The sequence below is a fragment of the Enterobacter cloacae complex sp. SHL022 genome, assembly GCF_049237785.1.
Classification (GTDB): Bacteria; Pseudomonadota; Gammaproteobacteria; order Enterobacterales; family Enterobacteriaceae; genus Enterobacter; species Enterobacter hormaechei_C.
In genome coordinates this window covers 699,846-724,911 of the sequence record NZ_JBMKJH010000001.1, presented here as the reverse complement: position 1 = coordinate 724,911, position 25,066 = coordinate 699,846, and the positions used below count along the sequence as shown (strand labels likewise).

Below are 25,066 nucleotides of genomic sequence, written 5' to 3'. Positions count from 1 at the left end.
AATTAGAACGCGTAGTTGAAGTTGGTACCAAACAGCCAGGCTTTACCTTCAGAGGTAAACTCGTAAGGGCCTTCCTGGAAGGTCACTTTCTGTCCATGCATGTACGACACGCCCGCGTCGATAGAGGCATTCTCGTTGAACGCGTAGGTTGTCCCCGCACTCACCCAGAAACGGTCCTGATCCGGAATGGAGATAGAACGCTTATCTGCCGGTACCGGGCTGTCATCAAATGCCACGCCAGTACGGAACGTCCAGTTGTCATCCATATAATAGGTCGTACCAAGTGCGATACGGTAAGCATCGTGGAAGCTTTCGTCTTTATAGAACAGCGTCTGGCCGTTGCTGCCGGTGGCTTTCAGCTCCTGGAACTGGCTCCAGCTGGTATACGCGAGGCTATAGTGAATAGCCCACTGCGGCGCAACGCGGTTATAACCTGACACTTCCCACATTTCTGGCAGATGCAGTGACAGTGAACCCGGTACGGTTTGATTCGAGGTACCCCATGGAATGGTGGTGCCTGCGCCCGGTACCATACCGTTGACTGGGCTCAGGATGCCGCTTTTGTAATCGCCATCGAAGTCAATCTTCACTTCTGAGCGGTAGGTCAGACCCCAGCGGTTGTTTTTATCCAGTTCATACAGGATACCGGCGTTCCAGCCGTAGCCCCATTCATCGCCTTTCAGGCTGGCAATTTTATTGCTGTTTTTCGGCAGCGCAGCAGTTTGCTCCCCGGAGTAACGCTCGATTTTTGCATCGGCGTAGACAGCATCAAAGCCCAGACCAAAGCTCCAGTTATCGTTCAGACGATATGCGCCGCTCAGGTTGAGGTTCAGGGTCGTCAGGTCGGTTTTACCGCCGTATTCCCCGGCCGGATAGTTGTTATTGAACTCCGTTGCCAGGCCATAGTTAGAGGTGACAGAGGCACCCCAACCAAACTGTTCATTGATTGGCGCAACAAAGTGCAGGTTAGGCACCCACGCGGTCGGCGCAATGTTATCCGCCTTCAGATCTGCGCCGGTGAATTGAGATTTGCCAGAAATATTGACATCAGGATCGATGTAAACCGCACCGGCAGAGAAGGTAGGGCGATCAAACATCATGATTAGCGCCGGGTTACGGCTCGCGTTGCCTGCGTCATCGGCAATCGCACCTTCCCCGGAATACGCACGGCCAAGGCCAGAGGAAGAAAATTCGTTTAACTGGAAGCCCGCTGACCAGGCGGACGTTGAGACGATTGCCACTGCAACTGCTAAAGCAGTTTGTTTGAACAGGGTTTTCTGGCTCATGACCATAACCTCATTGAGTTATTTTTATTCAATAATTGTTACATACCGTAACAGGAGCGCGAAGTGTAGGGTCTGAGGTATGACTTACAAATCAGACCAGTGGCGAGAGTATAGGTCTGACCAGCTGGGATGTTGCAAGTTTGTTTATTAATATTTTCAGATATGTTTCTTGAAACGAGATCTGGTTGGCAAAATTGTGACCAGTGCGATTCCTCTGAAAAGGGGAATTTTGTTTTAGATCATTTTTTAGTGTGATATTGCTCACTTATCCGATTTTGCGCCATTAACGGCTGGAGGGGGCTCGTCCGGGGGCGTAAAATAGACGCATCGTGTTTATCTCGCGCCCTGCGCGAATACAGAGGAAATTGAGCTATGAGTAAATGCAGTGCTGATGAAACCCCGGTTTGCTGCTGTATGGATGTTGGCACCATTATGGACAACACCGATTGCACCGCCTCTTACAGCCGCGTATTCCCTAACCGTGCTGAAGCGGAAGAGACGCTGGCCGCGCTGAGCCAGCGCGCGCGTGAAGTCGAATCCGATCCGTGTGAAATCAAATCCACCTTCACGGAAGTAGAAGGCGGCGTGCAGCTGGATATCGACTTTGTGTTCGCCTGCGAAGCAGAAACGCTGATCTTCCAGTTAGGCCTGCGTTAATACTTTTTGCACGGGCCTATGATCGTGTAGGCCGGGTAAGGCAACGCCGCAACCCGGCAACAAATCTCACAAATGCCTCTGCCATGCAGGGGCATTTTCTTTTTCTTCTCTGTGCCTTAGCTCGCAATTTTTCGCTTCCCCGATTGGCTCAATGTAAAAAAATAGTTAAGACTGTTATCAGGTCAGACCACTTAATGTGCGCGCAAAATTTTTTTACAGGGGAGTGTTATGAGTCAGGCATTACCGCTTATCACCCGACACGGTGACCGCATTGCCATTATCAGCGGGTTACGTACGCCGTTTGCGCGTCAGGCAACCGCGTTTCACGGTATACCGGCAGTCGATCTGGGAAAAATGGTAGTGGGGGAGATGCTGGCTCGCAGCGAGATCCCGCCAGAGGTTATTGAGCAACTGGTTTTCGGCCAGGTGGTGCAAATGCCGGAAGCGCCCAATATCGCACGTGAAATCGTGCTGGGCACCGGCATGAATGTTCATACCGACGCCTACAGCGTCAGCCGCGCCTGCGCCACCAGTTTCCAGGCGGTGGCGAACGTGGCGGAAAGCCTGATGGCGGGGACCATTCGCGCGGGGATCGCCGGCGGCGCGGATTCCTCCTCCGTGCTGCCCATCGGCGTCAGCAAACAGCTGGCCCGCATCCTCGTGGATGCCAACAAAGCTCGCACTACCGGTGCAAAGCTTAAACTCTTCTCGCGTTTACGCCTGCGCGACCTCATGCCCGTGCCACCTGCCGTTGCTGAATACTCCACCGGCCTGCGTATGGGCGACACTGCCGAGCAGATGGCAAAAACCTACGGTATTACCCGCGAACAGCAGGATGCACTGGCGCATCGCTCGCATCAGCTCGCTGCGAAGGCCTGGTCGGAAGGCAAACTTGCCGACGAGGTTATGACGGCTTATATCCCGCCTTTCCGCGAACCGCTGGTGGAAGATAACAATATCCGTGGCACCTCGACGCTGGAGGATTACGCAAAACTGCGCCCGGCGTTTGATCGTAAACATGGCACCGTTACGGCGGCCAACAGTACGCCACTGACGGACGGTGCCGCCGCCGTGATCCTGATGACGGAATCCCGGGCGAAAGAGCTTGGCATCACACCGCTGGGCTATTTGCGTAGCTACGCCTTTACCGCCATTGATGTCTGGCAGGACATGCTGCTCGGTCCGGCCTGGTCCACGCCCCTGGCGCTGGAGCGTGCGGGGTTGACGCTGGCTGACTTAACCCTGATCGATATGCACGAAGCCTTTGCCGCACAAACCCTGGCAAACATTCAGCTGCTGGCAAGCGAGCGCTTCGCGCGCGATGTACTGGGCCGCGCCCACGCGACCGGCGAAGTGGATCAGAGTAAGTTTAACGTGCTTGGCGGATCCATCGCCTACGGCCATCCATTTGCGGCGACCGGCGCGAGAATGATAACCCAGACTTTGCACGAGCTGCGTCGCCGCGGCGGCGGTTTTGGTCTCGTTACCGCCTGTGCGGCGGGCGGCCTGGGTGCAGCAATGGTTCTGGAGGCTGAATAATGGAAACGACATCTGCATTTAACCTGGCTGTTCGCCTTGATAACGTGGCTGTTATCACCATTGATGTACCCGACGAAAAGATGAACACCCTGAAGGCCGAGTTCGGCGTTCAGGTGCGTGCGATGCTCAGACAGATCCGCGAAAACAAAGCGATACGTGGCCTGGTATTTATCTCGGCAAAGCCGGATAACTTTATTGCCGGGGCCGATATCAACATGATTGCCCGGGCGAAAAGCGCTCAGGAAGCAGAAGACCTGGCGCGTCAGGGGCAGCAGGTAATGGCGGAGATCCATGCGCTGTCGATACCCGTTGTCGCTGCGATCCACGGGGCCTGCCTGGGCGGTGGGCTTGAGCTGGCGCTGGCCTGTCACAGCCGCATTTGTACCGACGATGCGAAAACGGTACTCGGACTGCCGGAGGTACAGCTTGGATTGCTGCCCGGTTCAGGTGGCACGCAGCGCCTGCCGCGTCTGGTGGGCGTCAGTACGGCGCTGGAGATGATTTTAACCGGTAAACAGCTGCGCGCCCGTCAGGCGTTAAAGGCGGGTCTGGTTGATGAGGTCGTTCCGCACGCCATCTTGCTTGAGGCCGCCGTTGAGCGGGCGCTGAAAGGTCGTCAGGCGAAACGCCCTCTGCCGGTGCGCGAGCGTATCCTCGCCGGGCCGCTGGGGCGCACGCTGCTGTTCAATATGGTGGGTAAAAAAACCGAGCAAAAAACCAAAGGGAACTATCCGGCAGCGACGCGCATTCTGAAGGTGATTGAAACCGGTTTATCGCAGGGCAGCAGCAGCGGTTATGCTGCGGAAGCGAAAGCCTTTGGCGAGCTGGCGATGACGCCGCAGTCGCAGGCGCTGCGCGGCATTTTCTTTGCCAGCACGGAGGTTAAAAAAGATCCGGGCAGTGAAGCTGAACCGGCTCCGCTGCGCGCCATTGGCGTTCTGGGTGGTGGGCTGATGGGCGGCGGCATCGCATTTGTCACCGCCAGCAAAGGCAAATTGCCCGTACGTATCAAAGATATCAACCCTAAGGGTATCAACCACGCGTTGCAGTACAGCTGGCAGAACCTTGATCGCAAAGTGAAACGCCGCCATATCAAGGCCAGTGAGCGCGATAAAACCCTCGCGATGATCACTGGCGCCACCGACTACAGTGGGTTTGCACACCGCGATCTGGTGATTGAAGCCGTGTTCGAAGATCTGGCCCTTAAGCAGCAGATGGTGGCGGACGTTGAACAGCACTGCGCGCCGCACACCATTTTCGCGTCAAACACCTCGTCTTTGCCGATCGGCGACATCGCGGCGAAAGCCGTGCGCCCGGAGAAGGTAATAGGGCTGCACTATTTCAGCCCTGTCGAAAAAATGCCGCTGGTGGAGGTTATCCCGCATGCCACAACCAGCCCGCAAACTATTGCCACCGTGGTGAAGCTGGCGAAAAAACAGGGCAAAACCCCGATTGTGGTCGCGGACAAAGCCGGCTTCTACGTCAACCGCATTCTGGCGCCGTACATTAACGAAGCGATGCGGTTGCTGACGGAAGGGGAGAAAATTGAGCACGTCGATGACGCTCTGGTGAAGTTTGGTTTCCCCGTCGGCCCAATCCAACTTTTGGATGAGGTAGGAATTGATACGGGGACTAAAATTATCCCTGTGCTGGAAGCGGCTTATGGCGATCGTTTTGCGCCGCCTGCAAACTTTGTTTCTGCAATTTTGAAGGACGATCGCAAAGGCAGAAAAAATGAACGCGGTTTCTATCTTTACGCCGCGAAAGGGCGTAAAAGCAAGAAACAGGTCGACCCTTCGGTTTATGCGCTTATTCCTGTCACGGGTCAGGCAAAATTGTCGGCGGTTCAGTGTGCTGAGCGCTGCGTAATGATGATGCTCAATGAAGCGGCGCGCTGCTTTGGTGAGCAGGTGATCAAGAGCGCACGCGACGGCGACATCGGCGCCGTGTTTGGTATCGGTTTTCCGCCATTCCTTGGCGGTCCGTTCCGGTATATGGATACCCTCGGGGCGGGTGAAGTGGTTGCGATTCTGCAACGTCTGGCCTCGCAATATGGTCCACGGTTTACACCTTGTGACGAATTATTGCAGATGGCGGAACGGGGTCAGACATTCTGGCCCGTAAGGGAAACTGATTGCGTAAACTGAAGTCAAAGAAGGGTAAATCCTGAGGTGATGGAACCTGTTCTGGCGAAATTGTAAACAGAGATTGACTATACTTACGCCATTGAGGTAAAAAACAGCGTTTCATTCACCGAATGGATCAGGCACAATGCCCGGCCATCGGGTTTTCTACCTCAGAGCATTAATCGCGGGTAGTCAACGCCGGTGATTCTGGTTAACAAAAGCGGTGCAATATGCAAGTTTTTATCATGCGTCACGGCGACGCGGCACTCGATGCCGCCAGTGACTCAGTACGTCCTTTAACCGTCTGTGGCTGCGACGAATCCCGTCAGATGGCGACATGGCTTAAAGGTCAAAAAGTGGACATTGAACGCGTTCTGGTGAGTCCGTTCCTGCGGGCAGAACAGACGCTGGATGTGGTAGGGGAGTGTATGAACCTGCCATCCAGTGTGGATGTGCTCCCTGAACTTACGCCGTGTGGCGATGTTGGCCTTGTCAGTGCTTATCTTCAGGCGCTGTGCAATGAAGGTGTCGCTTCCGCACTGGTCATTTCCCACCTGCCGCTGGTCGGCTATCTGGTATCTGAGCTGTGCCCGGGCGAAACGCCACCGATGTTCACTACGTCCGCCATTGCCAACGTCACCCTCGACGAAACCGGCAAAGGGGTCTTTAACTGGCAAATGAGTCCGTGCAACCTGAAGATGGCAAAAGCCATCTGACGTGACGTGCGATATGGCGGGGTGCAGCGTGCCTCCCGCCATCCTGTCAGGGCAACTCTGGCGGCTGCCACTCCTCCACTTCAATCAATACCAGCAATGCGGCATCTCCGCCGTACTCTTTGGGTGCCTGATGAAACGCCATCACGTGCGGGTGCTGAGCCAGCCACAGCGGTGTCTGTTGCTTAAGAATATGTTTGCCGTGGCCGTGCATTACGCAGGCGCAAAAAACATGCTCGCGACGACATGCCGCGATCAACGCCCCCAGCTCCTGTTTCGCCTGCATCTGGGTCAACCCATGCAGATCGAGGAACAGCTCCGGCGAGTAATCTCCCCGGCGTAATTTTTTCAGTTCAAAATGGCTGACGTCTTCGCGCACGTATTTCACCGCACCCTGAGTATTGAGCAGCGGCTGAAACTCATCTGAAAAATAGTGGCTGTTATCGGCCTGCTCCTGGAGCAGACGTTTGACCGGAACCTCGCTGACTTTTTTACGCTGCGGGCGATGGACAATGGTGTCGTGCGTGATTTGACGCGTCCCGGTCATCAGCTGGCGGAAGAGAGCCTGATCCTCCTCGCTGAGCGATGTTTTCTTTTTCATTCGTCATTCTCATCTCGTATTTCCGATAGTGTACCCGACTAAACGCATTTTTTAACCTCAAGCGACACGCGTCATTGCTGATTTATCGCCGTCTTCATGGCAAACTAGCCGCCGAAAATTATGCGAGCATGCCCTGGAGGAAAGAGTGGATAAAATTTTTGTCGATGAAGCAGTAAACGAGCTGCATACCATACAGGACATGTTGCGCTGGTCGGTTAGCCGCTTCAGCGCCGCCAATATCTGGTACGGCCACGGTACGGATAACCCGTGGGATGAGGCCGTTCAGCTGGTGCTGCCGTCTCTCTATCTGCCGCTGGATATTCCGGAAGACATGCGCACCGCGCGCCTGACCTCCAGCGAAAAACACCGCATCGTTGAGCGCGTGATCCGTCGCGTGAACGAGCGCATTCCGGTGGCTTACCTGACCAACAAAGCCTGGTTCTGCGGCCATGAGTTCTATGTTGATGAACGCGTGCTGGTGCCGCGCTCGCCGATTGGCGAGCTGATCAACAACCACTTTGACGGCCTGATTAACCATCAGCCGCAGCACATTCTTGATATGTGCACCGGCAGCGGCTGCATCGCCATTGCCTGCGCGTACGCCTTCCCGGAAGCGGAAGTGGACGCCGTCGATATCTCCACCGACGCGCTGGCCGTCACCGAACACAACATTGAAGAGCACGGGCTGATTCATCACGTCACGCCTATCCGCTCTGACCTGTTCCGCGACCTGCCGACGCTGCAATACGACCTGATCGTCACCAATCCGCCGTACGTGGATGCAGAAGACATGTCCGACCTGCCGAACGAGTACCGTCACGAGCCGGAGCTGGGTCTGGCGTCCGGCTCTGACGGGCTGAAGCTGACCCGCCGCATCCTGGCCTGCGCGCCGGATTATCTGACCGACGACGGCGTTCTGATTTGTGAAGTGGGCAACAGCATGGTACATCTGATAGAGCAGTACCCGGATGTGCCGTTCACCTGGCTTGAGTTCGACAACGGCGGTGACGGCGTCTTCATGCTGACCAAGGCGCAGCTGCTTGATGCACGCGAATACTTCAGCATTTACAAAGATTAATCCAGCGGGCTTCGGCCCGTTTCACAACGCTCAAACACAAACAACAACATCGGAGCCGTGATGGCAGGAAACAGTATTGGACAGGTATTCCGTGTGACCACCTTTGGCGAGTCGCACGGTCTGGCACTGGGTTGTATCGTTGATGGCGTCCCGCCAGGCATCGAACTGACCGAAGCCGATTTACAGCATGACCTTGACCGTCGGCGTCCGGGTACCTCTCGCTACACCACGCAGCGTCGCGAGCCGGACCAGGTCAAAATTCTCTCCGGCGTATTTGAAGGCCGTACCACCGGGACCAGCATTGGTCTGCTGATTGAAAACACCGATCAGCGTTCTCAGGACTACGGCGCGATTAAAGACGTCTTCCGTCCGGGCCACGCTGATTACACCTACGAACAAAAATATGGCTTTCGCGACTATCGCGGCGGCGGACGTTCTTCCGCACGTGAAACCGCGATGCGCGTGGCGGCAGGGGCGATTGCCAAAAAATATCTCCAGCAGAAATTCGGCATCGTTATCCGCGGCTGTCTGACCCAGATGGGCGACATTCCGCTGGCCATCAAAGACTGGGAGCAGGTAGAACTTAACCCGTTCTTCTGCGCCGATGCCGACAAGCTGGACGCGCTGGATGAGCTGATGCGTGGCCTGAAAAAAGAGGGCGATTCCATTGGTGCGAAAGTCACCGTGGTAGCCGACGGCGTGCCGGCTGGCTGGGGCGAGCCGGTATTTGACCGCCTTGACGCCGACATCGCCCACGCGCTGATGAGCATCAACGCGGTGAAAGGCGTTGAAATCGGCGACGGTTTTGACGTGGTTAAGCTTCGCGGCAGCCAGAACCGCGACGAAATCACGAAGGCGGGTTTCCAGAGCAACCATGCGGGCGGCATTCTGGGCGGCATCAGCAGCGGGCAGCAAATTATTGCCAATATCGCGCTGAAGCCCACGTCCAGCATTACCGTGCCGGGCCACACGATTAACCGCGCTGGCGATGAAGTTGAGATGATCACCAAAGGGCGTCACGATCCGTGCGTGGGGATCCGCGCGGTACCGATCGCAGAAGCGATGCTGGCGATCGTGCTGATGGATCACTTCCTGCGCCAGCGCGCGCAGAATGCGGATGTGACGACCACCATTCCACGCTGGTAACTATGAAAAAAACCGCAATCGCTCTGCTGGCGCTGCTGGTCAGTGGAGCAAGCCTGGCCGCTACGCCGTGGCAGAAAATCACCCATCCGGTAGCGGGGAGCGCGCAGTCCATTGGCGCTTTCTCCAACGGGTGTATCGTCGGCGCGCAGGAACTTCCGCTGCAATCGGATACCTATCAGGTGATGCGCACCGACCAGCGCCGTTATTTCGGCCATCCTGACCTGGTGCTTTTTATTCAGCGTCTTGGCAACCAGGTGCATAATCTGGGGCTGGGCACGATGCTGATTGGCGATATGGGGATGCCTGCCGGTGGCCGCTTTAACGGCGGTCACGCCAGCCACCAGACCGGACTGGATGTGGATATCTTCCTGCAATTGCCGAAAACGCGCTGGAGCTCAGCGCAACTGCTGAAACCGCAGGCGCTGGATCTGGTCTCGGCCGACGGTAAACGTGTCGTCGCCTCGCGATGGTCGCCGGAAATTTCCAGCATGATTAAGCTGGCGGCAAAGGATAACGACGTCACGCGGATCTTTGTTAATCCGGCCATCAAGCAGCAGCTTTGCCTGGATGCGGGAACGGATCGCGACTGGTTGCGTAAAGTGCGCCCGTGGTTCCAGCATCGTGCCCATATGCATGTTCGCCTGCGCTGCCCGGCGAACAGCCTGGAATGTGAAGATCAGCCGCTGCCACCGCCTGGCGATGGTTGTGGTTACGAACTGCAAAGCTGGTTTGAACCAGCCAAGCCTGGAACCTCTAAGCCTGAGAAGAAGACACCGCCTCCGTTGCCGCCTTCCTGCCAGGCGCTACTGGATGAGCATGTACTTTAATGGATAATTTCGTCGACCTGTTCATGGTGTCACCGCTGCTGCTGGCGGTGCTCTTTTTTGTTGCAATGCTAGCCGGATTTATCGATGCCCTGGCGGGCGGCGGCGGGTTGCTCACCGTTCCGGCGTTGCTGGCGGCAGGCATGAGCCCTGCCCAGGCGCTTGCCACCAACAAACTCCAGGCATGCGGCGGTTCGCTCTCCTCGTCGCTCTATTTCATTCGGCGTAAAGTGGTGAATCTCGCCGATCAGAAGCTCAATATCCTGATGACGTTTATTGGCTCAACGGCGGGCGCGCTGCTGGTCCAGCACGTACAGTCCGACATTCTGCGCCAGATCCTGCCGCTGCTGGTTATCTGTATCGGCCTCTATTTCTTACTCATGCCAAAGCTCGGGGAAGAAGATCGACAGCGTCGCCTTCACGGCCTGCCGTTTGCGCTGATTGCCGGTGGCTGCGTCGGTTTTTACGATGGCTTCTTTGGCCCGGGGGCAGGCTCGTTTTACGCGCTGGCATTCGTGACGCTGGCCGGGTTCAACCTCGCCAAATCCACCGCCCACGCCAAAGTCCTCAACGCGACCTCCAACGTTGGCGGTCTGCTGCTGTTTATCATTGGCGGCAAGGTTATCTGGGCAACCGGGTTTGTGATGATGGCAGGGCAGTTTTTGGGCGCGCGCGCAGGCTCGCGTCTGGTATTAAGCAAAGGGCAAAAGCTGATCCGCCCGATGATTGTTGTCGTCTCGGCGGTGATGAGCGCCAAACTTCTTTATGACAGCCATGGACAGGAGATCCTCACCTGGTTGGGGATGAACTAATGAACAGTACGCATAACTACGAACAGCTGATTGAGATCTTCGATAGCTGTTTTGCTGATGATTTTAATACCCGTCTGATTAAAGGCGACGACGAACCGATCTATCTTCCAGCTGATGACGAGGTTCCGTATAACCGCATCATCTTTGCCCACGGCTTTTACGCCAGCGGTTTGCACGAAATTTCGCACTGGTGTATCGCCGGGAAAGCGCGTCGCGAGCTGGTGGACTTTGGTTACTGGTACTGCCCGGACGGGCGCGACGCCGCCACCCAGGGGCAGTTTGAAGATGTGGAGGTGAAACCCCAGGCGCTGGAATGGCTGTTCTGCGTGGCGGCGGGTTTCCCGTTCAACGTGAGCTGTGACAACCTCGAAGGCGACTTCGAGCCAGACCGTATCGTCTTCCAGCGCCGCGTTCATGCGCAGGTGATGGAATATCTTGAGAAAGGCATCCCGGCACGTCCGGCACGCCTGATCGAGGCTTTACAGAATTATTACCACACGCCGGAGATCACGGCGGAACGCTTCCCGTGGCCGGAAGATCTTTAACAGAGGAAAGAAGATGATCGCAGAATTTGAATCACGCATTCTGGCGTTAATTGATGACATGGTGGAACACGCCAGTGATGATGAGCTGTTCGCCAGCGGTTATCTGCGTGGTCACCTGACGCTGGCGGTAGCCGCGCTGGAAGCCGGGGACGATCACTCTGCCGACGCCGTTCACGCGGAAGTCACTCGCAGCCTGGAAAACGCTATTCAGGCCGGGGAACTCTCTCCGCGCGACCAGTCTTTAGTGCTGGGCATGTGGGATAATTTGTTCCAGCAGGCGAAAGCGAAGTAAGTGTATCACCGCCCTCTCCCACAGGGAGAGGGCCGGGGTGAGGGCACCAGACCGCACCCTACTTGACCATTTTCCCCTTCAGCAATTTCCGCACCCACAGTCGGTTTGGATTCAGCCCCGCGAGCGTAACCCTGTCCAGCGGAACCGGCTCGTCGCTCATTTGCGCGGCTAACGCTTCAGCCAGCAGCGGCGCGGAGCACAATCCCCGCGAGCCTAAGCCACCCAGCATAAACAGCTCGGGGTGAACGGGCGCACTTACCGCCGTTTCTTTGCTGTCTGCAAGATCCTGATAGACTTCAAGCGTGGCGTCATAGTCCGGCACGTTTCCCGCCATCGGCAGGTGATCGCGGGTCGCGCAGCGTACGCCGCAGCGCGCCTGACCCTCACTGACATCAACCTCTTTCGCCCACGACGCATCCGGAAAACTGTCGACCAGGCGCTGGCGGTTTTGCTGCTGATCCGCTTCGCTGTAATGCATATCTGTTTCACCGCGATGGTAGCTGGCGCCGATGCAGTGATGGCCGTTGGAGGGATTTTGCGGCGTCAGGTAGCCGTCGTAACACAGCACCTGACGCAGTTTGCTCAGTTGGGGCGCGGTCGGGATATGGCTCACCTGGCCGCCGACTGGATAAACCGGCAATGATGCTGTCTGGGTAAACTGGCTGATATGATGTCCGTTGGCCAGCACAACGCTGGCATGCTGGGCCTCTTTACCGTCAGCGAAACGCAGTTTCCAGTGCGCAGTGCGGCTTAGCGATTGAACCTTATGGGCATAATGCACTGTCAACCCACGCGACTGCCCGAGGGCTATCGCCGCAGAAGTCAGTTCAGCCGGACACAGCCAGCCGCCGAGTGGATACTGAATACCCCCGCAGCCGGTGTCGACGCCAGTGGTCTCTGTAACCTGCTGTGCCGTCACTGCATGGGCGATGTCCTCCGGCAGCCCCAGCGACAGCATTTGGGTGATTTTCTGCTGGCTCTTCTCGTCCCAGCCGAGCTGCGTCACGCCGCACCAGTCGTGGTCGAACGCAACCGGCAGGCTGTCGTAAAGGCGGCGAGCAAACGTAAACGCCGCCGGGAAGAACTGGAACAGTGCCGGATCGTGTGCACTTAATAAGGGATAAAGCGCGCCCTGACGGTTGCCTGATGCGCCCGTCGCCGGCCCCTCGTCAGCGCAGTAGAGCGTCACCTGCCAGCCACGGTGCAGCAGCGCCAGCGAGAGCAGAGCGCTGGCAATACCCCCGCCCACAATAGCGACCTCACGCGAGGTGCTGGCGCGGCGGGCAAACCAGGGGGCCTGCGCCGGGATCGCCAGATCCTGTTCCATCACCCCGACCAGCATGTCGCGTTTGCGGCCAAAGCCTTTGGTTTTCCGCATGGTAAACCCCGCCTCCTGCAACCCACGACGGACAAAGCCCGCGGAGGTGAAGGTAGCAAGCGTCGCGCCCGGGCGCGCCAGACGTGCCATGGCGCTAAACAGGTGCGGGCTCCACATGTCCGGGTTTTTAGCGGGCGCAAAACCGTCCAGGAACCAGGCGTCCACTTTCTGATTCATTGAGTCATCAAGCTTATCGGTCAGGTCGTTAATATCGCCCAGCCACAGGTCGAGGGTGACGCGTCCGTCATCCAGAATCAGACGATGACAGCCGCCGATAGCCGGTGGCCACTGGGTCTGAAGCTGTTCCGCCCAGTGGGCAAGCTCCGGCCAGCTCTGATGGGCAAGCCGCAGATCGTGCGCGGTAAGCGGAAATTTTTCGAAACTGATGAAATGTAATCTTTGTAAGGTAGCCTCGGGGTATGCAGCGCGAAAACAATCGAATGCCTGCCAGAGGGTCAGAAAATTCAGCCCGGTGCCGAAACCGCTCTCCGCCACGACGAACAGACTGCGCGGATGCTCAGGGAAGCGGGTGCCGAGATGATTTCCGTCGAGGAAAACATAGCGCGTCTCTTCCAGTCCGTTATCATTAGAAAAGTAGACGTCATCAAAATCTCGGGAAACAGGTGTACCCTCAGCGTTGAATTCGAGGTTGGCAGGTTGTATGGCGTTTTGTTTCACGTAAGTTACTCGTCCGACAGGCAGTGGCACGATCTTAGCGATGTGAGCCCATCGGTGCAAATTTCCACAGAAAATGGCTGATCGGACTTGTTCGGCGTACAAGTGTACGCTATTGTGCGACTCGAAACTTTTTATAGTGCGACTTACAGAGGTATTGAATGAAACGTGCAGTGATTACTGGCCTGGGCATCGTTTCCAGCATCGGTAATAACCAGCAGGAAGTCCTGGCATCTCTGCGTGAAGGACGCTCCGGGATCACTTTCTCTGAAGAGTTTAAAGATTCTGGAATGCGTAGCCACGTATGGGGTAACGTTAAACTGGACACCACCGGTTTAATTGACCGTAAAGTGGTTCGTTTCATGAACGATGCCTCTATCTACGCCTATCTTTCCATGCAGGAAGCGATCAAGGATTCTGGTCTGAGCGAAGACGTTTACCAGAACAACCCACGCGTGGGCCTGATTGCAGGTTCCGGCGGTTCTTCTAAAGCTCAGGTGTTCGGTGCTGACGCCATGCGCAGCCCGCGCGGCCTGAAAGCGGTCGGTCCATATGTTGTGACCAAAGCCATGGGTTCAGCGGTTTCCGCGTGCCTGGCAACGCCGTTCAAAATCCACGGTGTGAACTACTCCATCAGCTCCGCATGTGCGACCTCCGCACACTGTATCGGTAATGCGGTTGAGCAGATCCAACTGGGCAAACAGGACATCGTATTTGCTGGCGGCGGCGAAGAGCTGGGCTGGGAAATGGCCTGTGAGTTCGACGCGATGGGCGCACTGTCCACTAAATACAACGAAACGCCAGACAAAGCGTCCCGTACTTATGATGCACACCGCGACGGTTTTGTTATCGCTGGCGGCGGCGGTATGGTTGTGGTTGAAGAGCTGGAACACGCGCTGGCGCGTGGCGCGCACATCTATGCTGAGATCGTGGGCTACGGCGCAACGTCTGACGGCGCTGACATGGTTGCTCCATCCGGTGAAGGCGCGGTGCGCTGCATGAAGATGGCGATGCACGGTGTTGATACTCCAATCGACTACCTGAACTCCCACGGCACCTCAACGCCGGTAGGCGACGTGAAAGAGCTGGGTGCGATCCGTGAAGTGTTCGGCGACAACAGCCCGGCTATCTCTGCAACCAAAGCCATGACCGGTCACTCTCTGGGTGCGGCGGGCGTGCAGGAAGCGATCTACTCTCTGCTGATGCTGGAAAACGGCTTTATCGCGCCAAGCATCAACATCGAAGAGATGGACGAGCAGGCGGCTGGCCTGAACATCGTGACTGAAACCACCGAACGTGAGCTGACGACCGTTATGTCCAACAGCTTCGGTTTCGGCGGCACTAACGCCACGCTGGTGATGCGTAAGCTGAAAGCGTAAGCGTTTGAAGGTATAGTAGAAGGGAGCCGCGCGGCTCCCTTTTTTTATGCCTGAACACGGAGTTATGCATGAAGGCTGTTACCCCTGAGAAGAGCGCTCCTTCCGGGAACCTTTCCCTTTTCCGCATCGCCTTTGCGGTGTTTCTGACCTATATGACCGTTGGCCTGCCGCTGCCGGTGATCCCCTTGTTCGTTCACCAGGAGCTGGGCTATGGCAACACCATGGTCGGCATTGCGGTGGGCATTCAGTTTTTAGCGACAGTATTAACCCGGGGCTACGCCGGTCGCCTGGCGGATCAGCACGGCGCAAAACGCTCGGCGTTGCAGGGCATGTTTGCCTGCGGGCTGGCGGGGGGAGCCTGGCTGCTGGCGGCGCTGTTGCCAATAGATGCAGCGTATAAATTCGCGCTGCTGGTGGTAGGGCGCCTGATCCTCGGCTTTGGCGAAAGCCAGCTGCTGACCGGCACCCTGACCTGGGGAATGGGGCTGGTGGGACCTGCGCGTTCCGGAAAAGTGATGTCCTGGAACGGGATGGCGATTTACGGCGCACTGGCGGCAGGCGCGCCGCTGGGGCTGCTGATCCACAGCCAGTTTGGTTTTGCGGCGCTGGCAGGCACCACCATGGTATTGCCGCTGCTGGCGTGGGCGTTTAACGGTTCGGTGCGTAAGGTGCCCGCCCATAAAGGCGAGCGTCCTTCGCTGTGGAGCGTGGTGGGGCAAATCTGGCAGCCGGGGCTTGGGCTGGCGCTTCAGGGGGTGGGCTTCGCGGTTATTGGTACCTTTGTCTCCCTCTATTTCATGAGCCGCGGCTGGGCGATGGCGGGCTTTACGCTGACGGCCTTTGGCGGCGCGTTTGTATTGATGCGCGTGCTGTTTGGCTGGATGCCGGATCGCTTTGGCGGCGTGAAGGTGGCCGTGTCGTCACTTGTCATTGAGACCGTGGGTCTGGTACTGCTCTGGCAGGCGCCCTCTGCATCCGTTGCGCTGCTGGGTGCGGCGTTAACCGGCTGCGGCTGCTCGCTGATCTTCCCGGCGCTGGGCGTTGAAGTGGTGAAGCGCGTGGCTCCGCAGGTGCGCGGCACGGCGCTGGGCGGCTATGCGGCGTTTCAGGATATCTCATACGGCATCACCGGGCCGCTGGCGGGGCTGCTTGCAACGTCGTTTGGCTATCCTTCCGTATTTCTCGCCGGTGCGGTGTCAGCGGTGGTGGGGATTGTGGTGACGATGGTGGCGTTTCGCAAGCGGTAGTATGTTGCCGGGTGGCGGCTTCGCCTTACCCGGCCTACGGTTCGAGCCGTTGTAGACCCGGTAAGCGAAGCGCCACCGGGCAAATCCTCACGCAACCAGCCAGAAAATCGCCAGCGCAATCACCAACGCGATCAACATCAATCCCGGACGGGCAGAAAGCGTTTTGAACGTATCAACTACGGGGGCAAACAGCGGGTTGTAGATCGGCTGAATGTTTCTTACCTCCGGCACGCCGCCTTCCCGCTCGGCGCGGCGAACGAAGATCTGATTGAGCACATCCTGCACCTGGGCGGTGGTCAGCACCGTTTGCGGCGTAGCCTGCCAGCTCTGCTGAGCGTAATCCCGGATCGTATCGAACTCGTGCGGTTCCAGCGGTTGTTTCAGCGCCGCCTGTACGCTGTGCAGGGTCGGGGCGCTCTGGGTGCTGAGCGTCTGACGCGCCTGGAGCCAGGTGACCAGATGGGTAAACTGTTTTGCCGGGATCATCTCGCCCGCTTTCACACCGGAAAGTTCCAGCATGGATTGCCAGATAAGCTTTGTTGGTTCGCCGGTTGCGGCAGCCAGCTTAGTGACCATCTGCTTGAGCGTATTATGCTCCGCAGGCTGCAATGGCCGTTCTGTAGACGGGCGCTGTTGCGGCTGCGGGATAGAAAGCTGATTGCTTTGCAGCAGGGTCAACACGGTTTTCAGCTGTTCCGGCGAAAGCTGGCTCAGGGCGGTATGACCGTACTGTTGACGGATAAAATCACTCACCGCCTGACGATTATTCCCCTGGCCCAACAGCTCGGTCAGCTGCGAGATAATCTGGCGGGTGGTATGTTGCTGCTGTGCGCTGGTAAGACGCTGGTTCAGGTTTTGTTCGGCGGCAGGGAAATGGCGCGACTGTAGCTGCGCATCGTTTCTGACGCCCAAATCGTGCTTCACGCCGGCCCACACCTCTGCGTTTTGCTGTGAGGTCAACGCAATAAGACGCGTGATCAGACGCTCCAGTACGGTGCGTTGCTGCGTGGAGAGCGGTTGTTCGCCTGGCGTGTTGGGCGTTACGGGGCCTTCACCCGGAGGGCGCGGAGGCGTACCTGAAATGGGCTGCATCGTCAAAAATCCTTAAAGTCAAACTCTGCGTAACCGGGCGGAGATATATGCCCGGCGGCGAGATTATGGCACACTTGGTAGGTTTACTTCCTCTCAAACAGGTACTCAGACGTGAAAATCCTCGTTGATGAAAATATGCCTTACGCCCGTGAGCTGTTCAGCCGCCTGGGTGAGGTTAAGGCTGTCCCTGGTCGCCCGATTCCGGTCAGCGAACTGGACGATGCAGACGCCCTGATGGTGCGCTCGGTGACTAAAGTAAATGAGGCGCTGCTCACCGGCAAAGGGGTTAAATTTGTCGGGACGGCAACGGCCGGGACCGATCATGTGGATGACCAGTGGCTTAAGCAAGCGGGGATTGGTTTTTCCGCGGCGCCAGGCTGTAACGCCATTGCCGTCGTGGAATATGTTTTCTCCTCGCTATTGATGCTGGCCGAGCGCGATGGTTTTACGCTGAAAGACCGCACCGTCGGGATTGTGGGGGTGGGCAACGTGGGCGGACGTCTGCAAAAGCGTCTGGAAGCCTGGGGAATCCGCACCCTGCTGTGCGATCCGCCGCGTAAGGATAACGGTGATGAAGGCGACTTCCGCACACTGGATGAGCTGGTCGACGAGTGCGACGTCATCACCTTCCATACGCCGCTCTTTAAAGAGGGGCCGTATAAGACCCTGCACCTGGCCGACGAAAAGCTGATCCGCCGTCTGAAGGCTGGCACTATTCTGATAAATGCCTGCCGGGGACCGGTGGTGGATAACGCGGCGCTGCTGGCATGTCTCGACGAAGGACAAGAGCTTAGCGTCGTGCTGGACGTCTGGGAGCCAGAGCCTGATCTCAACGTCGCATTGCTGGATAAGGTAGACGTGGGTACCGCACATATCGCGGGTTATACCCTTGAAGGCAAAGCGCGTGGCACAACCCAGGTGTTTGAGGCTTACAGCGCCTTTATCGGCCATCCGCAGCAGGTGGCGCTGGATACGCTGCTGCCCGCCCCGGAATTTGGCCGCATTACCCTTCATGGCCTGCTGGATGAGGCAACGCTGAAAAGACTGGTGCATTTGGTGTATGATGTGCGCCGCGATGACGCGCTGCTGCGTAAAGTGGCGGGTATTCCGGGTGAGTTTGACAAGCTACGCAAAAATTACCTTGAGCGCCGCGAGTGGTCTTCCCTGTATGTCATGTGCGATGACGCGTCAGCGGCGGGGCTGCTGCATAAACTGGGATTTAACGCCGTTCACCACCCGGCACGTTAATGTCTTCTTAATGCTCCCTGTCGGATGTTCCGGCAGGGACGCTTTTTATTTCTGGAGTAAACCACCATGTCTGAAGGCTGGAACATTGCCATTTTGGGTGCCACTGGCGCCGTGGGCGAAGCCCTGCTTGAAACCCTTGCTGAGCGTCAGTTCCCGGTGGGTGAGATTTACGCACTGGCGCGTACCGACAGCGCAGGAGAACAGCTGCGTTTCGGCGGGAAATCCTTGATGGTGCAGGACGCCGCCGCGTTTGACTGGACGCAGGCTCAGCTGGCGTTTTTTGCCGCAGGTGCGCAAGCCACGGCGTCTTACATTGAAGAAGCGACAAATTCAGGCTGTCTGGTGATCGACCTGAGCGGCCTGTTCTCCCTGGAGCCGGATGTGCCGCTGGTGGTGCCGGACGTCAACCCGTTTGTGCTGGCTGACTACCGCAACCGCAACATCATTGCAGTACCGAACAGCCTCACCAGCCAGCTGCTGACCGCGCTGAAGCCGCTGATCGACGACGGTGGCCTGTCGCGTATTTCCGTGACCAGCCTGCTGTCAGCCTCCGCTAACGGCAAAAAAGCCGTAGACGCACTGGCAGGGCAGAGCGCGAAGCTGCTGAACGGTATCCCGATCGACGAAGATGATTTCTTTGGCCGCCAGCTGGCGTTCAACATGCTGCCGCTACTGCCGGATCGTGAAGGTTCGGTGCGGGAAGAGCGTCGTATCGTCGATGAAGCACGCAAAATTTTGCAGGATGACGGGCTGATGATCTCCGCGAATGTCGTGCAGTCTCCGGTCTTTTACGGCCACGCGCAGATGGTCGGGTTTGAAGCCCTGCGTCCGCTGGCGGCTGAAGAAGCCCGCGACGCGTTTGGCCGCGGAGAGGACATTGTCCTGTCCGAAGAGAGCGAATTCCCGACGCAGGTGGGCGACGCCACCGGCAGCGCGCATCTCTCTGTGGGCTGTGTGCGTAACGATTACGGTATGCCTGAGCAGGTGCAGTTCTGGTCTGTTGCCGACAACGTGCGTTTCGGCGGCGCGCTGATGGCGGTCAAAATCGCGGAAAAACTGGTGCAGGAGTATCTGTACTGATGTCAGATGTGGAACAAAAGCCGGTCCACAGAATTGCCCTCGGCATTGAATACGATGGCAGTAAATACTATGGCTGGCAGCGGCAGAATGAGGTGCGCAGCGTCCAGGAGAAGCTGGAGAAAGCGCTCTCTCAGGTAGCGAATGAACCGATAAGCGTCTTCTGCGCGGGCCGCACCGATGCCGGCGTTCACGGCACGGGGCAGGTGGTGCATTTTGACACCACCGCCGTGCGCAAAGACGCGGCCTGGACGCTGGGTGTAAATGCGAATTTGCCTGGTGACATTGCCGTGCGTTGGGTGAAAGCTGTGCCGGATGATTTTCACGCGCGTTTCAGCGCGACGGCGCGGCGCTACCGTTATGTCATCTATAACCAGCGCCTGCGCCCGGCGGTGTTAAGCCAGGGCGTGACGCATTTTTATGAACCGCTGGATGCAGAACGTATGCAGCGTGCGGCGCAGTGTCTGATTGGAGAGAATGATTTTACGTCGTTTCGTGCGGTGCAGTGTCAGTCCCGTACGCCGTGGCGTAACGTCATGCACATTAACGTCAGTCGGTATGGCGCGTATGTGGTGGTGGATATCAAAGCCAATGCCTTTGTACATCATATGGTGCGGAATATTGTGGGCAGCCTGATGGAAGTGGGCGCCGGACACCAGCCGGAGAGCTGGATTGCAGAACTGCTTGCAGCGAAGGACAGAACGCTTGCGGCAGCAACGGCGAAAGCGGAAGGGCTGTATCTGGTTTCGGTGGATTATCCGGACCGGTTCGACCTGCCAAAACCGCCAATGGGCCCGCTGTTTTTAGCGGACTAAACAAAGGTGCAATTAGGGCTTAGACAATATGGACGTAATACGTTTTCTGATTGATTTCATCCTGCATATTGATGTTCATCTGGCGGAGCTGGTCGCGCAGTACGGCGTCTGGGTTTACGCCATTCTGTTCCTCATTCTGTTCTGTGAAACCGGCCTTGTGGTTACGCCGTTCCTGCCTGGAGATTCACTGCTGTTCGTGGCGGGCGCGTTATCCGCACTGCCAACGAATGACCTGAATGTCCATCTGATGGTCGTCCTGATGATCATCGCCGCGATTGTTGGTGATGCGGTCAACTACACCATCGGGCGGGTGTTTGGCGAGCGGTTGTTCAGTAATCCGGACTCGAAGATTTTCCGCCGCAGTTATTTAGATAAGACCCATGCGTTCTATGAGCGCCATGGCGGTAAGACCATTATCCTTGCCCGTTTTGTGCCTATTGTGCGTACATTTGCACCGTTTGTGGCGGGAATGGGTCACATGTCCTATCGTCATTTTGCCATGTACAACGTGGTGGGCGCGCTGCTGTGGGTGCTGCTGTTCACCTATGCAGGCTACCTGTTTGGCGATCTGCCGGTGGTTCAGGAAAACCTTAAGTTACTGATTGTAGCGATTATTGTGCTTTCCGTACTGCCTGGCGTCATCGAAATTATCCGTCACAAACGCGCGGCGGCAAAGCAAGCGAAGTAAATGCACGCTGGCGGTTCGACCACTTTTTTATCCAAAGTTTCGGGCTGTTATGTTTTAATGTGCAACATTCATGGTCTGTTGGAGGCAAAAATGGCATTATTCGCCTCTTACAGCAAAACTGGCATACGACCAGGTTCAGGCAGAAAGGTTATCAATGAGCTGGATTGAACGAATTAAAAGCAACATTACCCCAACGCGTAAAGCGAGCATTCCTGAAGGGGTATGGACGAAGTGTGATAGCTGCGGCCAGGTTCTGTATCGCGCAGAGCTGGAACGCAATCTTGAGGTGTGTCCGAAGTGTGACCACCATATGCGTATGTCGGCGCGCAACCGCCTGCATAGCCTGCTGGACGAAGGTTCTCTGGTAGAACTGGGCAGCGAACTGGAGCCAAAAGATGTGCTCAAGTTCCGCGACTCCAAAAAATACAAAGATCGTCTGGCCTCTGCGCAGAAAGAGACCGGCGAGAAAGACGCGCTAATCGTCATGAAAGGCACCCTGCATGAAATGCCGGTGGTTGCCGCCGCGTTTGAGTTCTCCTTTATGGGCGGCTCAATGGGCTCCGTGGTCGGCGCGCGTTTCGTGCGTGCCGTTGAGCAGGCGCTGGAAGACAACTGCCCGCTGATCTGCTTCTCCGCCTCCGGTGGCGCACGTATGCAGGAAGCGCTGATGTCCCTGATGCAGATGGCGAAAACCTCTGCGGCGCTGGCGAAAATGCAGGAGCGCGGTCTGCCGTACATTTCGGTACTGACCGACCCAACCATGGGCGGCGTTTCTGCAAGCTTCGCCATGCTGGGCGACCTGAACATCGCGGAGCCAAAAGCGCTGATCGGCTTTGCCGGTCCTCGCGTTATCGAGCAGACCGTACGTGAGAAACTGCCGCCGGGCTTCCAGCGCAGTGAGTTCCTCATTGAGAAAGGCGCTATCGATATGATCGTCCGCCGTCCGGAAATGCGCCTGAAACTGGCCAGCATTCTGGCGAAGCTGATGAATCTGCCAGCGCCTAACCCGGACGAGCCGCGCGAAGGCGTGGTGGTACCGGATCAGGAACCCGAGGCCTGATAACTGAAAAGGGCAGGGCCGAATGGCGCTGCCCTTTTGCTTTCTAAACCGTTAATGACAACCGGGCATCATGGAAAATAAAAGCATTCCTCAAGCCACGTCGCCCCTGGCCGCGTGGCTTTCTTATCTGGAAAACCTGCACAGTAAAACTATCGACATGGGCCTTGAGCGCGTAAGCCAGGTTGCCGCGCGTCTTGACGTGCTGAAACCCGCGCCTTTCGTGTTTACCGTCGCCGGCACTAACGGTAAAGGCACCACCTGCCGCACGCTGGAATCTGTCCTGATGGCGGCGGGGTACAAAGTTGGCGTTTACAGCTCGCCGCATCTGGTGCGCTATACCGAGCGCGTGCGGGTGCAAAACACCGAGCTGGCGGAATCGGCCCATACGGCGTCGTTTGCCGCTATCGAAGCGGCGCGCGGCGAAACCTCATTAACCTATTTCGAATATGGCACCCTGTCGGCGCTGTGGCTGTTTAAGCAGGCGCAGCTGGACGTGGTGATCCTGGAAGTGGGGCTGGGCGGGCGTCTGGATGCCACCAATATGGTGGATGCGGATGTCGCCGTCGTCACCAGCATCGCGCTGGATCACACCGACTGGCTGGGCCCGGACCGCGAGAGCATTGGCCGTGAGAAGGCCGGTATTTTCCGGGCCAATAAGCCTGCCGTGGTAGGCGAACCGGACATGCCACATACCATCGCTGAGGTAGCGAAAGAGAAGGGCGCTCGTCTGCTGCGTCGCGGCGTGGACTGGCAGTATGAGGTGCAGGACAACGGCTGGCGCTTCAGCGATGCGCAGGGCGTGCTGGAGAGTCTGCCCCTGCCGCAGGTGCCACAGCCTAACGCGGCGACCGCGCTGGCAGCCCTGCGCGCCAGCGGATTAGCGGTAAGCGAGCAGGCAATCCGCGATGGCATTCAGAACGCACTGTTACCAGGACGTTTTCAGATTGTGAGTGAGTCACCGCGTCTGATTCTGGATGTTGCACATAACCCGCATGCGGCGGCGTACCTCGCAGGACGTCTCAAATCGTTACCAAAAACCGGGCGCGTGCTGGCGGTTATCGGTATGCTTCATGATAAAGATATCGGCGGCACGCTGGCCTGCATGGAGAGTGTGGTCGATAGCTGGTATTGTGCTCCTCTGGAAGGGCCGCGCGGCGCGACTGCTGAGCAGTTGATGGAACATCTCGGCAAAGGCGAAATCTACAGCAGTGTGGTTTCGGCCTGGCGTGCCGCGATGGCGGAGGCTAAACCAGAAGATACCGTGCTGGTGTGTGGGTCATTCCACACGGTGGCACATGTCATGGAAGTGATGGACGCGGGGAGAACCGGTGGCGAGTAAGTTTCAGAACCGTTTAACAGGAACCATTGTGCTGGTCGCGCTCGGGGTGATTATTCTCCCGGGATTGCTCGACGGGCAGAAAAAGCATTACCAGGATGAATTTGCGGCCATTCCGCTGGTACCCAAACCGGGCGATCGCGACGAGCCCGATATGTTGCCAGCGGCAACGCAGGCGCTGCCTGCCCAGCCGCCAGAAGGCGCAGCGGAAGAGGTGCGCGCAGGTGATGCAGCCGCGCCGTCGCTCGATCCCTCGCGCCTGGCGACGAACAATAACATCGAGATTGATCCGGTGCCGGTAGAACAGCCTAAGCCTGTTGAGAAGCCGAAACCGGTGGAGAAGCCGCAGCCGAAACCGCAGCGGGATAAAGCGGCCGAGCAACTGGCAGCCGCTTCAGAAACGCCACCGCAGGCAAAACAGGACGCGGCCCCTACCGGCAAAGCCTATGTCGTTCAGCTCGGTGCGTTGAAAAATGCAGATAAGGTCAATGAGATCGTGAGTAAACTGCGCGGCGCGGGATACCGTGTTTATACTTCACCCACCACGCCGGTACAGGGTAAAATTACGCGTATCCTCGTGGGGCCGGATGCGTCGAAAGATAAGCTCAAAGGTTCGCTTGGCGAGCTGAAGCAAATCTCCGGCCTGAGCGGTGTGGTGATGAACTACAGCGCCAACTGATAGAAATTATCCCCTCACCCTGGCCCTCCCCCTAAAGGGGCGAGGGGTCGGTTTACTCGCTCTCCCTTGAGGGAGAGGGCCGAGGTGAGGGGGAGGCAGACGTTCACAGAAACGTCAAAGGTGCGGGGCGTTGAGCATTTTTTCAGCGCCTTTTTTATTTACGCGTGGGAAGGAAATCCCTACGCAAACGTTTTCTTTTTCTGTTAGAATTCGCCCCGAACTGGATGACAGGGCGTTAAATCGTGGGACACATATGGTCTGGATTGATTACGCCATCATTGCGGTGATTGGTTTTTCCTGTCTGGTTAGCCTGATCCGTGGCTTTGTTCGTGAAGCGTTATCGCTGGTAACCTGGGGTTGTGCTTTCTTTGTTGCCAGTCATTACTACACTTACCTGTCTGTCTGGTTCACGGGCTTTGAAGATGAACTGGTCCGAAACGGAATCGCCATCGCGGTGCTGTTTATCGCGACGCTGATTGTCGGCGCTATCGTCAATTACGTGATAGGTCAGCTGGTCGAGAAAACCGGTCTGTCAGGAACGGACAGGGTGCTCGGCATCTGTTTCGGCGCGTTGCGAGGCGTGCTCATTGTGGCCGCGATCCTGTTCTTCCTGGATACCTTTACCGGGTTCTCCAAAAGTGAAGACTGGCAAAAATCGCAGCTCATTCCGGAGTTCAGCTTCATCATCAGATGGTTCTTTGACTATCTGCAAAGCTCGTCGAGTTTCTTGCCCAGGGCATAAACCCTGAGATGTGGCTTAACGAGGAAAAGAC

24 protein-coding genes are annotated in these 25,066 nt (G+C 57.1%); 20 read left to right on the top strand and 4 right to left on the bottom strand.

The features are described from left to right. Nucleotides 1-2 precede the first annotated feature (2 nt). Nucleotides 3-1,286 carry a long-chain fatty acid transporter FadL gene (gene fadL, locus ACOTZD_RS03385; protein ID WP_045343761.1) on the bottom strand — a complete coding sequence of 428 codons (1,284 nt, stop codon included), beginning with the start codon at nt 1,284-1,286 and terminating at the stop codon, nt 3-5. Nucleotides 1,287-1,658: 372 nt separating this feature from the next. On the opposite strand from fadL, the gene ACOTZD_RS03380 reads away from it, so the two are divergent. The 4 genes from ACOTZD_RS03380 to sixA all read left to right on the top strand — a co-directional run bounded on the left by ACOTZD_RS03380 (nt 1,659) and on the right by sixA (nt 6,324). Continuing rightward, nucleotides 1,659-1,943, top strand: coding sequence for a YfcZ/YiiS family protein (locus ACOTZD_RS03380; protein ID WP_003861368.1), 285 nt, complete (start codon nt 1,659-1,661; stop codon nt 1,941-1,943). Between the two features lie 228 nt (nt 1,944-2,171). Continuing rightward, nucleotides 2,172-3,482, top strand: a complete 1,311-nt coding sequence (gene fadI / locus ACOTZD_RS03375) for an acetyl-CoA C-acyltransferase FadI (RefSeq protein ID WP_032609764.1) — start codon at nt 2,172-2,174, stop codon at nt 3,480-3,482. After that, nucleotides 3,482-5,629 carry a fatty acid oxidation complex subunit alpha FadJ gene (gene fadJ / locus ACOTZD_RS03370; RefSeq protein ID WP_032609762.1) on the top strand — a complete coding sequence of 716 codons (2,148 nt, stop codon included), beginning with the start codon at nt 3,482-3,484 and terminating at the stop codon, nt 5,627-5,629. Before fadI ends, fadJ begins: the two co-directional genes overlap by 1 nt. Nucleotides 5,630-5,838: 209 nt before the next feature. Then, entirely contained in the window at nt 5,839-6,324 is a 486-nt protein-coding gene (gene sixA, locus ACOTZD_RS03365; protein ID WP_003861375.1) for a phosphohistidine phosphatase SixA, read from the top strand. Nucleotides 6,325-6,370: 46 nt separating this feature from the next. Here the strand turns inward: sixA and smrB are convergent, their stop codons facing one another. After that, on the bottom strand, nt 6,371-6,922 hold the full coding sequence (gene smrB, locus ACOTZD_RS03360; RefSeq protein ID WP_015572246.1) for an endonuclease SmrB: 552 nt from the start codon (nt 6,920-6,922) through the stop codon (nt 6,371-6,373). Nucleotides 6,923-7,067: 145 nt separating this feature from the next. Here smrB and prmB point away from each other — a divergent pair, with 145 nt between their 5' ends. Genes prmB through ACOTZD_RS03330 form a run of 6 tightly spaced genes read left to right on the top strand, consistent with a single transcriptional unit; the run spans nt 7,068 to nt 11,619 of the window. Next, complete coding sequence (prmB, locus tag ACOTZD_RS03355; protein ID WP_003861381.1) at nt 7,068-8,000, top strand: 50S ribosomal protein L3 N(5)-glutamine methyltransferase; 933 nt, start codon at nt 7,068-7,070, stop codon at nt 7,998-8,000. A 60-nt stretch (nt 8,001-8,060) separates the two neighbouring features. Further along, nucleotides 8,061-9,146, top strand: a complete 1,086-nt coding sequence (aroC, locus tag ACOTZD_RS03350) for a chorismate synthase (RefSeq protein WP_023314595.1) — start codon at nt 8,061-8,063, stop codon at nt 9,144-9,146. A gap of 2 nt (nt 9,147-9,148) precedes the next feature. Further along, entirely contained in the window at nt 9,149-9,973 is an 825-nt protein-coding gene (gene mepA / locus ACOTZD_RS03345) for a penicillin-insensitive murein endopeptidase (protein ID WP_023325006.1), read from the top strand. Continuing rightward, complete coding sequence (locus ACOTZD_RS03340) at nt 9,973-10,782, top strand: sulfite exporter TauE/SafE family protein (RefSeq protein WP_003861386.1); 810 nt, start codon at nt 9,973-9,975, stop codon at nt 10,780-10,782. Before mepA ends, ACOTZD_RS03340 begins: the two co-directional genes overlap by 1 nt. Then, nucleotides 10,782-11,327, top strand: coding sequence for an elongation factor P hydroxylase (locus ACOTZD_RS03335; RefSeq protein WP_023314593.1), 546 nt, complete (start codon nt 10,782-10,784; stop codon nt 11,325-11,327). The genes ACOTZD_RS03340 and ACOTZD_RS03335 overlap by 1 nt, the downstream gene beginning before the upstream one ends. Nucleotides 11,328-11,340: 13 nt before the next feature. Beyond that, entirely contained in the window at nt 11,341-11,619 is a 279-nt protein-coding gene (locus ACOTZD_RS03330) for a YfcL family protein (protein WP_003861391.1), read from the top strand. Between the two features lie 58 nt (nt 11,620-11,677). On the opposite strand, the gene mnmC is transcribed toward ACOTZD_RS03330, so the two are convergent. Beyond that, nucleotides 11,678-13,675 (bottom strand): bifunctional tRNA (5-methylaminomethyl-2-thiouridine)(34)-methyltransferase MnmD/FAD-dependent 5-carboxymethylaminomethyl-2-thiouridine(34) oxidoreductase MnmC, encoded by a 1,998-nt coding sequence (mnmC, locus tag ACOTZD_RS03325; protein WP_174402094.1) that lies wholly within the window; start codon nt 13,673-13,675, stop codon nt 11,678-11,680. 158 nt (nt 13,676-13,833) lie between these two features. Here mnmC and fabB point away from each other — a divergent pair, with 158 nt between their 5' ends. Continuing rightward, nucleotides 13,834-15,051, top strand: coding sequence for a beta-ketoacyl-ACP synthase I (gene fabB / locus ACOTZD_RS03320; RefSeq protein WP_003861395.1), 1,218 nt, complete (start codon nt 13,834-13,836; stop codon nt 15,049-15,051). A gap of 68 nt (nt 15,052-15,119) precedes the next feature. Continuing rightward, the gene (locus tag ACOTZD_RS03315; RefSeq protein ID WP_003861397.1) at nt 15,120-16,298 is read left to right on the top strand and encodes an MFS transporter; all 1,179 of its coding nucleotides are present in this window, start codon (nt 15,120-15,122) and stop codon (nt 16,296-16,298) included. Between the two features lie 87 nt (nt 16,299-16,385). On the opposite strand, the gene flk is transcribed toward ACOTZD_RS03315, so the two are convergent. Next, nucleotides 16,386-17,390 carry a flagella biosynthesis regulator Flk gene (gene flk, locus ACOTZD_RS03310; protein WP_045343749.1) on the bottom strand — a complete coding sequence of 335 codons (1,005 nt, stop codon included), beginning with the start codon at nt 17,388-17,390 and terminating at the stop codon, nt 16,386-16,388. A 111-nt stretch (nt 17,391-17,501) separates the two neighbouring features. Here flk and pdxB point away from each other — a divergent pair, with 111 nt between their 5' ends. The 8 genes from pdxB to cvpA all read left to right on the top strand — a co-directional run bounded on the left by pdxB (nt 17,502) and on the right by cvpA (nt 25,035). After that, nucleotides 17,502-18,638, top strand: coding sequence for a 4-phosphoerythronate dehydrogenase PdxB (gene pdxB, locus ACOTZD_RS03305; protein WP_023314591.1), 1,137 nt, complete (start codon nt 17,502-17,504; stop codon nt 18,636-18,638). A gap of 66 nt (nt 18,639-18,704) precedes the next feature. Continuing rightward, nucleotides 18,705-19,718, top strand: a complete 1,014-nt coding sequence (locus ACOTZD_RS03300) for an aspartate-semialdehyde dehydrogenase (RefSeq protein WP_003861403.1) — start codon at nt 18,705-18,707, stop codon at nt 19,716-19,718. Then, the gene (gene truA / locus ACOTZD_RS03295; protein ID WP_001286071.1) at nt 19,718-20,530 is read left to right on the top strand and encodes a tRNA pseudouridine(38-40) synthase TruA; all 813 of its coding nucleotides are present in this window, start codon (nt 19,718-19,720) and stop codon (nt 20,528-20,530) included. Before ACOTZD_RS03300 ends, truA begins: the two co-directional genes overlap by 1 nt. A 28-nt stretch (nt 20,531-20,558) precedes the next feature. Further along, nucleotides 20,559-21,218: a DedA family protein gene (locus ACOTZD_RS03290; RefSeq protein WP_003861406.1), complete on the top strand. Its 660-nt coding sequence runs from the start codon at nt 20,559-20,561 to the stop codon at nt 21,216-21,218. A gap of 154 nt (nt 21,219-21,372) precedes the next feature. Further along, nucleotides 21,373-22,278 carry an acetyl-CoA carboxylase, carboxyltransferase subunit beta gene (gene accD / locus ACOTZD_RS03285; protein ID WP_003861408.1) on the top strand — a complete coding sequence of 302 codons (906 nt, stop codon included), beginning with the start codon at nt 21,373-21,375 and terminating at the stop codon, nt 22,276-22,278. Nucleotides 22,279-22,348: 70 nt separating this feature from the next. Beyond that, entirely contained in the window at nt 22,349-23,617 is a 1,269-nt protein-coding gene (gene folC, locus ACOTZD_RS03280; protein ID WP_017692992.1) for a bifunctional tetrahydrofolate synthase/dihydrofolate synthase, read from the top strand. Beyond that, the gene (gene dedD / locus ACOTZD_RS03275; RefSeq protein ID WP_003861412.1) at nt 23,607-24,293 is read left to right on the top strand and encodes a cell division protein DedD; all 687 of its coding nucleotides are present in this window, start codon (nt 23,607-23,609) and stop codon (nt 24,291-24,293) included. The genes folC and dedD overlap by 11 nt, the downstream gene beginning before the upstream one ends. 253 nt (nt 24,294-24,546) lie before the next feature. Next, entirely contained in the window at nt 24,547-25,035 is a 489-nt protein-coding gene (cvpA, locus tag ACOTZD_RS03270) for a colicin V production protein (protein WP_000262116.1), read from the top strand. Nucleotides 25,036-25,066: the final 31 nt, after the last annotated feature.

What these genes read in the sequence shown, in the direction of transcription:
- fabB (WP_003861395.1), top strand. Translation starts at nt 13,834, where the DNA reads ATGAAACGTGCAGTGATTACTGGCCTGGGCATCGTTTCCAGCATCGGT.
- flk (WP_045343749.1), bottom strand. Translation starts at nt 17,390, where the DNA reads ATGCAGCCCATTTCAGGTACGCCTCCGCGCCCTCCGGGTGAAGGCCCC.
- ACOTZD_RS03300 (WP_003861403.1), top strand. Translation starts at nt 18,705, where the DNA reads ATGTCTGAAGGCTGGAACATTGCCATTTTGGGTGCCACTGGCGCCGTG.
- ACOTZD_RS03340 (WP_003861386.1), top strand. Translation starts at nt 9,973, where the DNA reads ATGGATAATTTCGTCGACCTGTTCATGGTGTCACCGCTGCTGCTGGCG.
- fadI (WP_032609764.1), top strand. Translation starts at nt 2,172, where the DNA reads ATGAGTCAGGCATTACCGCTTATCACCCGACACGGTGACCGCATTGCC.
- ACOTZD_RS03315 (WP_003861397.1), top strand. Translation starts at nt 15,120, where the DNA reads ATGAAGGCTGTTACCCCTGAGAAGAGCGCTCCTTCCGGGAACCTTTCC.
- truA (WP_001286071.1), top strand. Translation starts at nt 19,718, where the DNA reads ATGTCAGATGTGGAACAAAAGCCGGTCCACAGAATTGCCCTCGGCATT.
- fadL (WP_045343761.1), bottom strand. Translation starts at nt 1,286, where the DNA reads ATGAGCCAGAAAACCCTGTTCAAACAAACTGCTTTAGCAGTTGCAGTG.
- ACOTZD_RS03335 (WP_023314593.1), top strand. Translation starts at nt 10,782, where the DNA reads ATGAACAGTACGCATAACTACGAACAGCTGATTGAGATCTTCGATAGC.
- ACOTZD_RS03330 (WP_003861391.1), top strand. Translation starts at nt 11,341, where the DNA reads ATGATCGCAGAATTTGAATCACGCATTCTGGCGTTAATTGATGACATG.
- sixA (WP_003861375.1), top strand. Translation starts at nt 5,839, where the DNA reads ATGCAAGTTTTTATCATGCGTCACGGCGACGCGGCACTCGATGCCGCC.
- mepA (WP_023325006.1), top strand. Translation starts at nt 9,149, where the DNA reads ATGAAAAAAACCGCAATCGCTCTGCTGGCGCTGCTGGTCAGTGGAGCA.
- accD (WP_003861408.1), top strand. Translation starts at nt 21,373, where the DNA reads ATGAGCTGGATTGAACGAATTAAAAGCAACATTACCCCAACGCGTAAA.
- smrB (WP_015572246.1), bottom strand. Translation starts at nt 6,922, where the DNA reads ATGAAAAAGAAAACATCGCTCAGCGAGGAGGATCAGGCTCTCTTCCGC.
- cvpA (WP_000262116.1), top strand. Translation starts at nt 24,547, where the DNA reads ATGGTCTGGATTGATTACGCCATCATTGCGGTGATTGGTTTTTCCTGT.
- ACOTZD_RS03380 (WP_003861368.1), top strand. Translation starts at nt 1,659, where the DNA reads ATGAGTAAATGCAGTGCTGATGAAACCCCGGTTTGCTGCTGTATGGAT.
- aroC (WP_023314595.1), top strand. Translation starts at nt 8,061, where the DNA reads ATGGCAGGAAACAGTATTGGACAGGTATTCCGTGTGACCACCTTTGGC.
- folC (WP_017692992.1), top strand. Translation starts at nt 22,349, where the DNA reads ATGGAAAATAAAAGCATTCCTCAAGCCACGTCGCCCCTGGCCGCGTGG.
- ACOTZD_RS03290 (WP_003861406.1), top strand. Translation starts at nt 20,559, where the DNA reads ATGGACGTAATACGTTTTCTGATTGATTTCATCCTGCATATTGATGTT.
- fadJ (WP_032609762.1), top strand. Translation starts at nt 3,482, where the DNA reads ATGGAAACGACATCTGCATTTAACCTGGCTGTTCGCCTTGATAACGTG.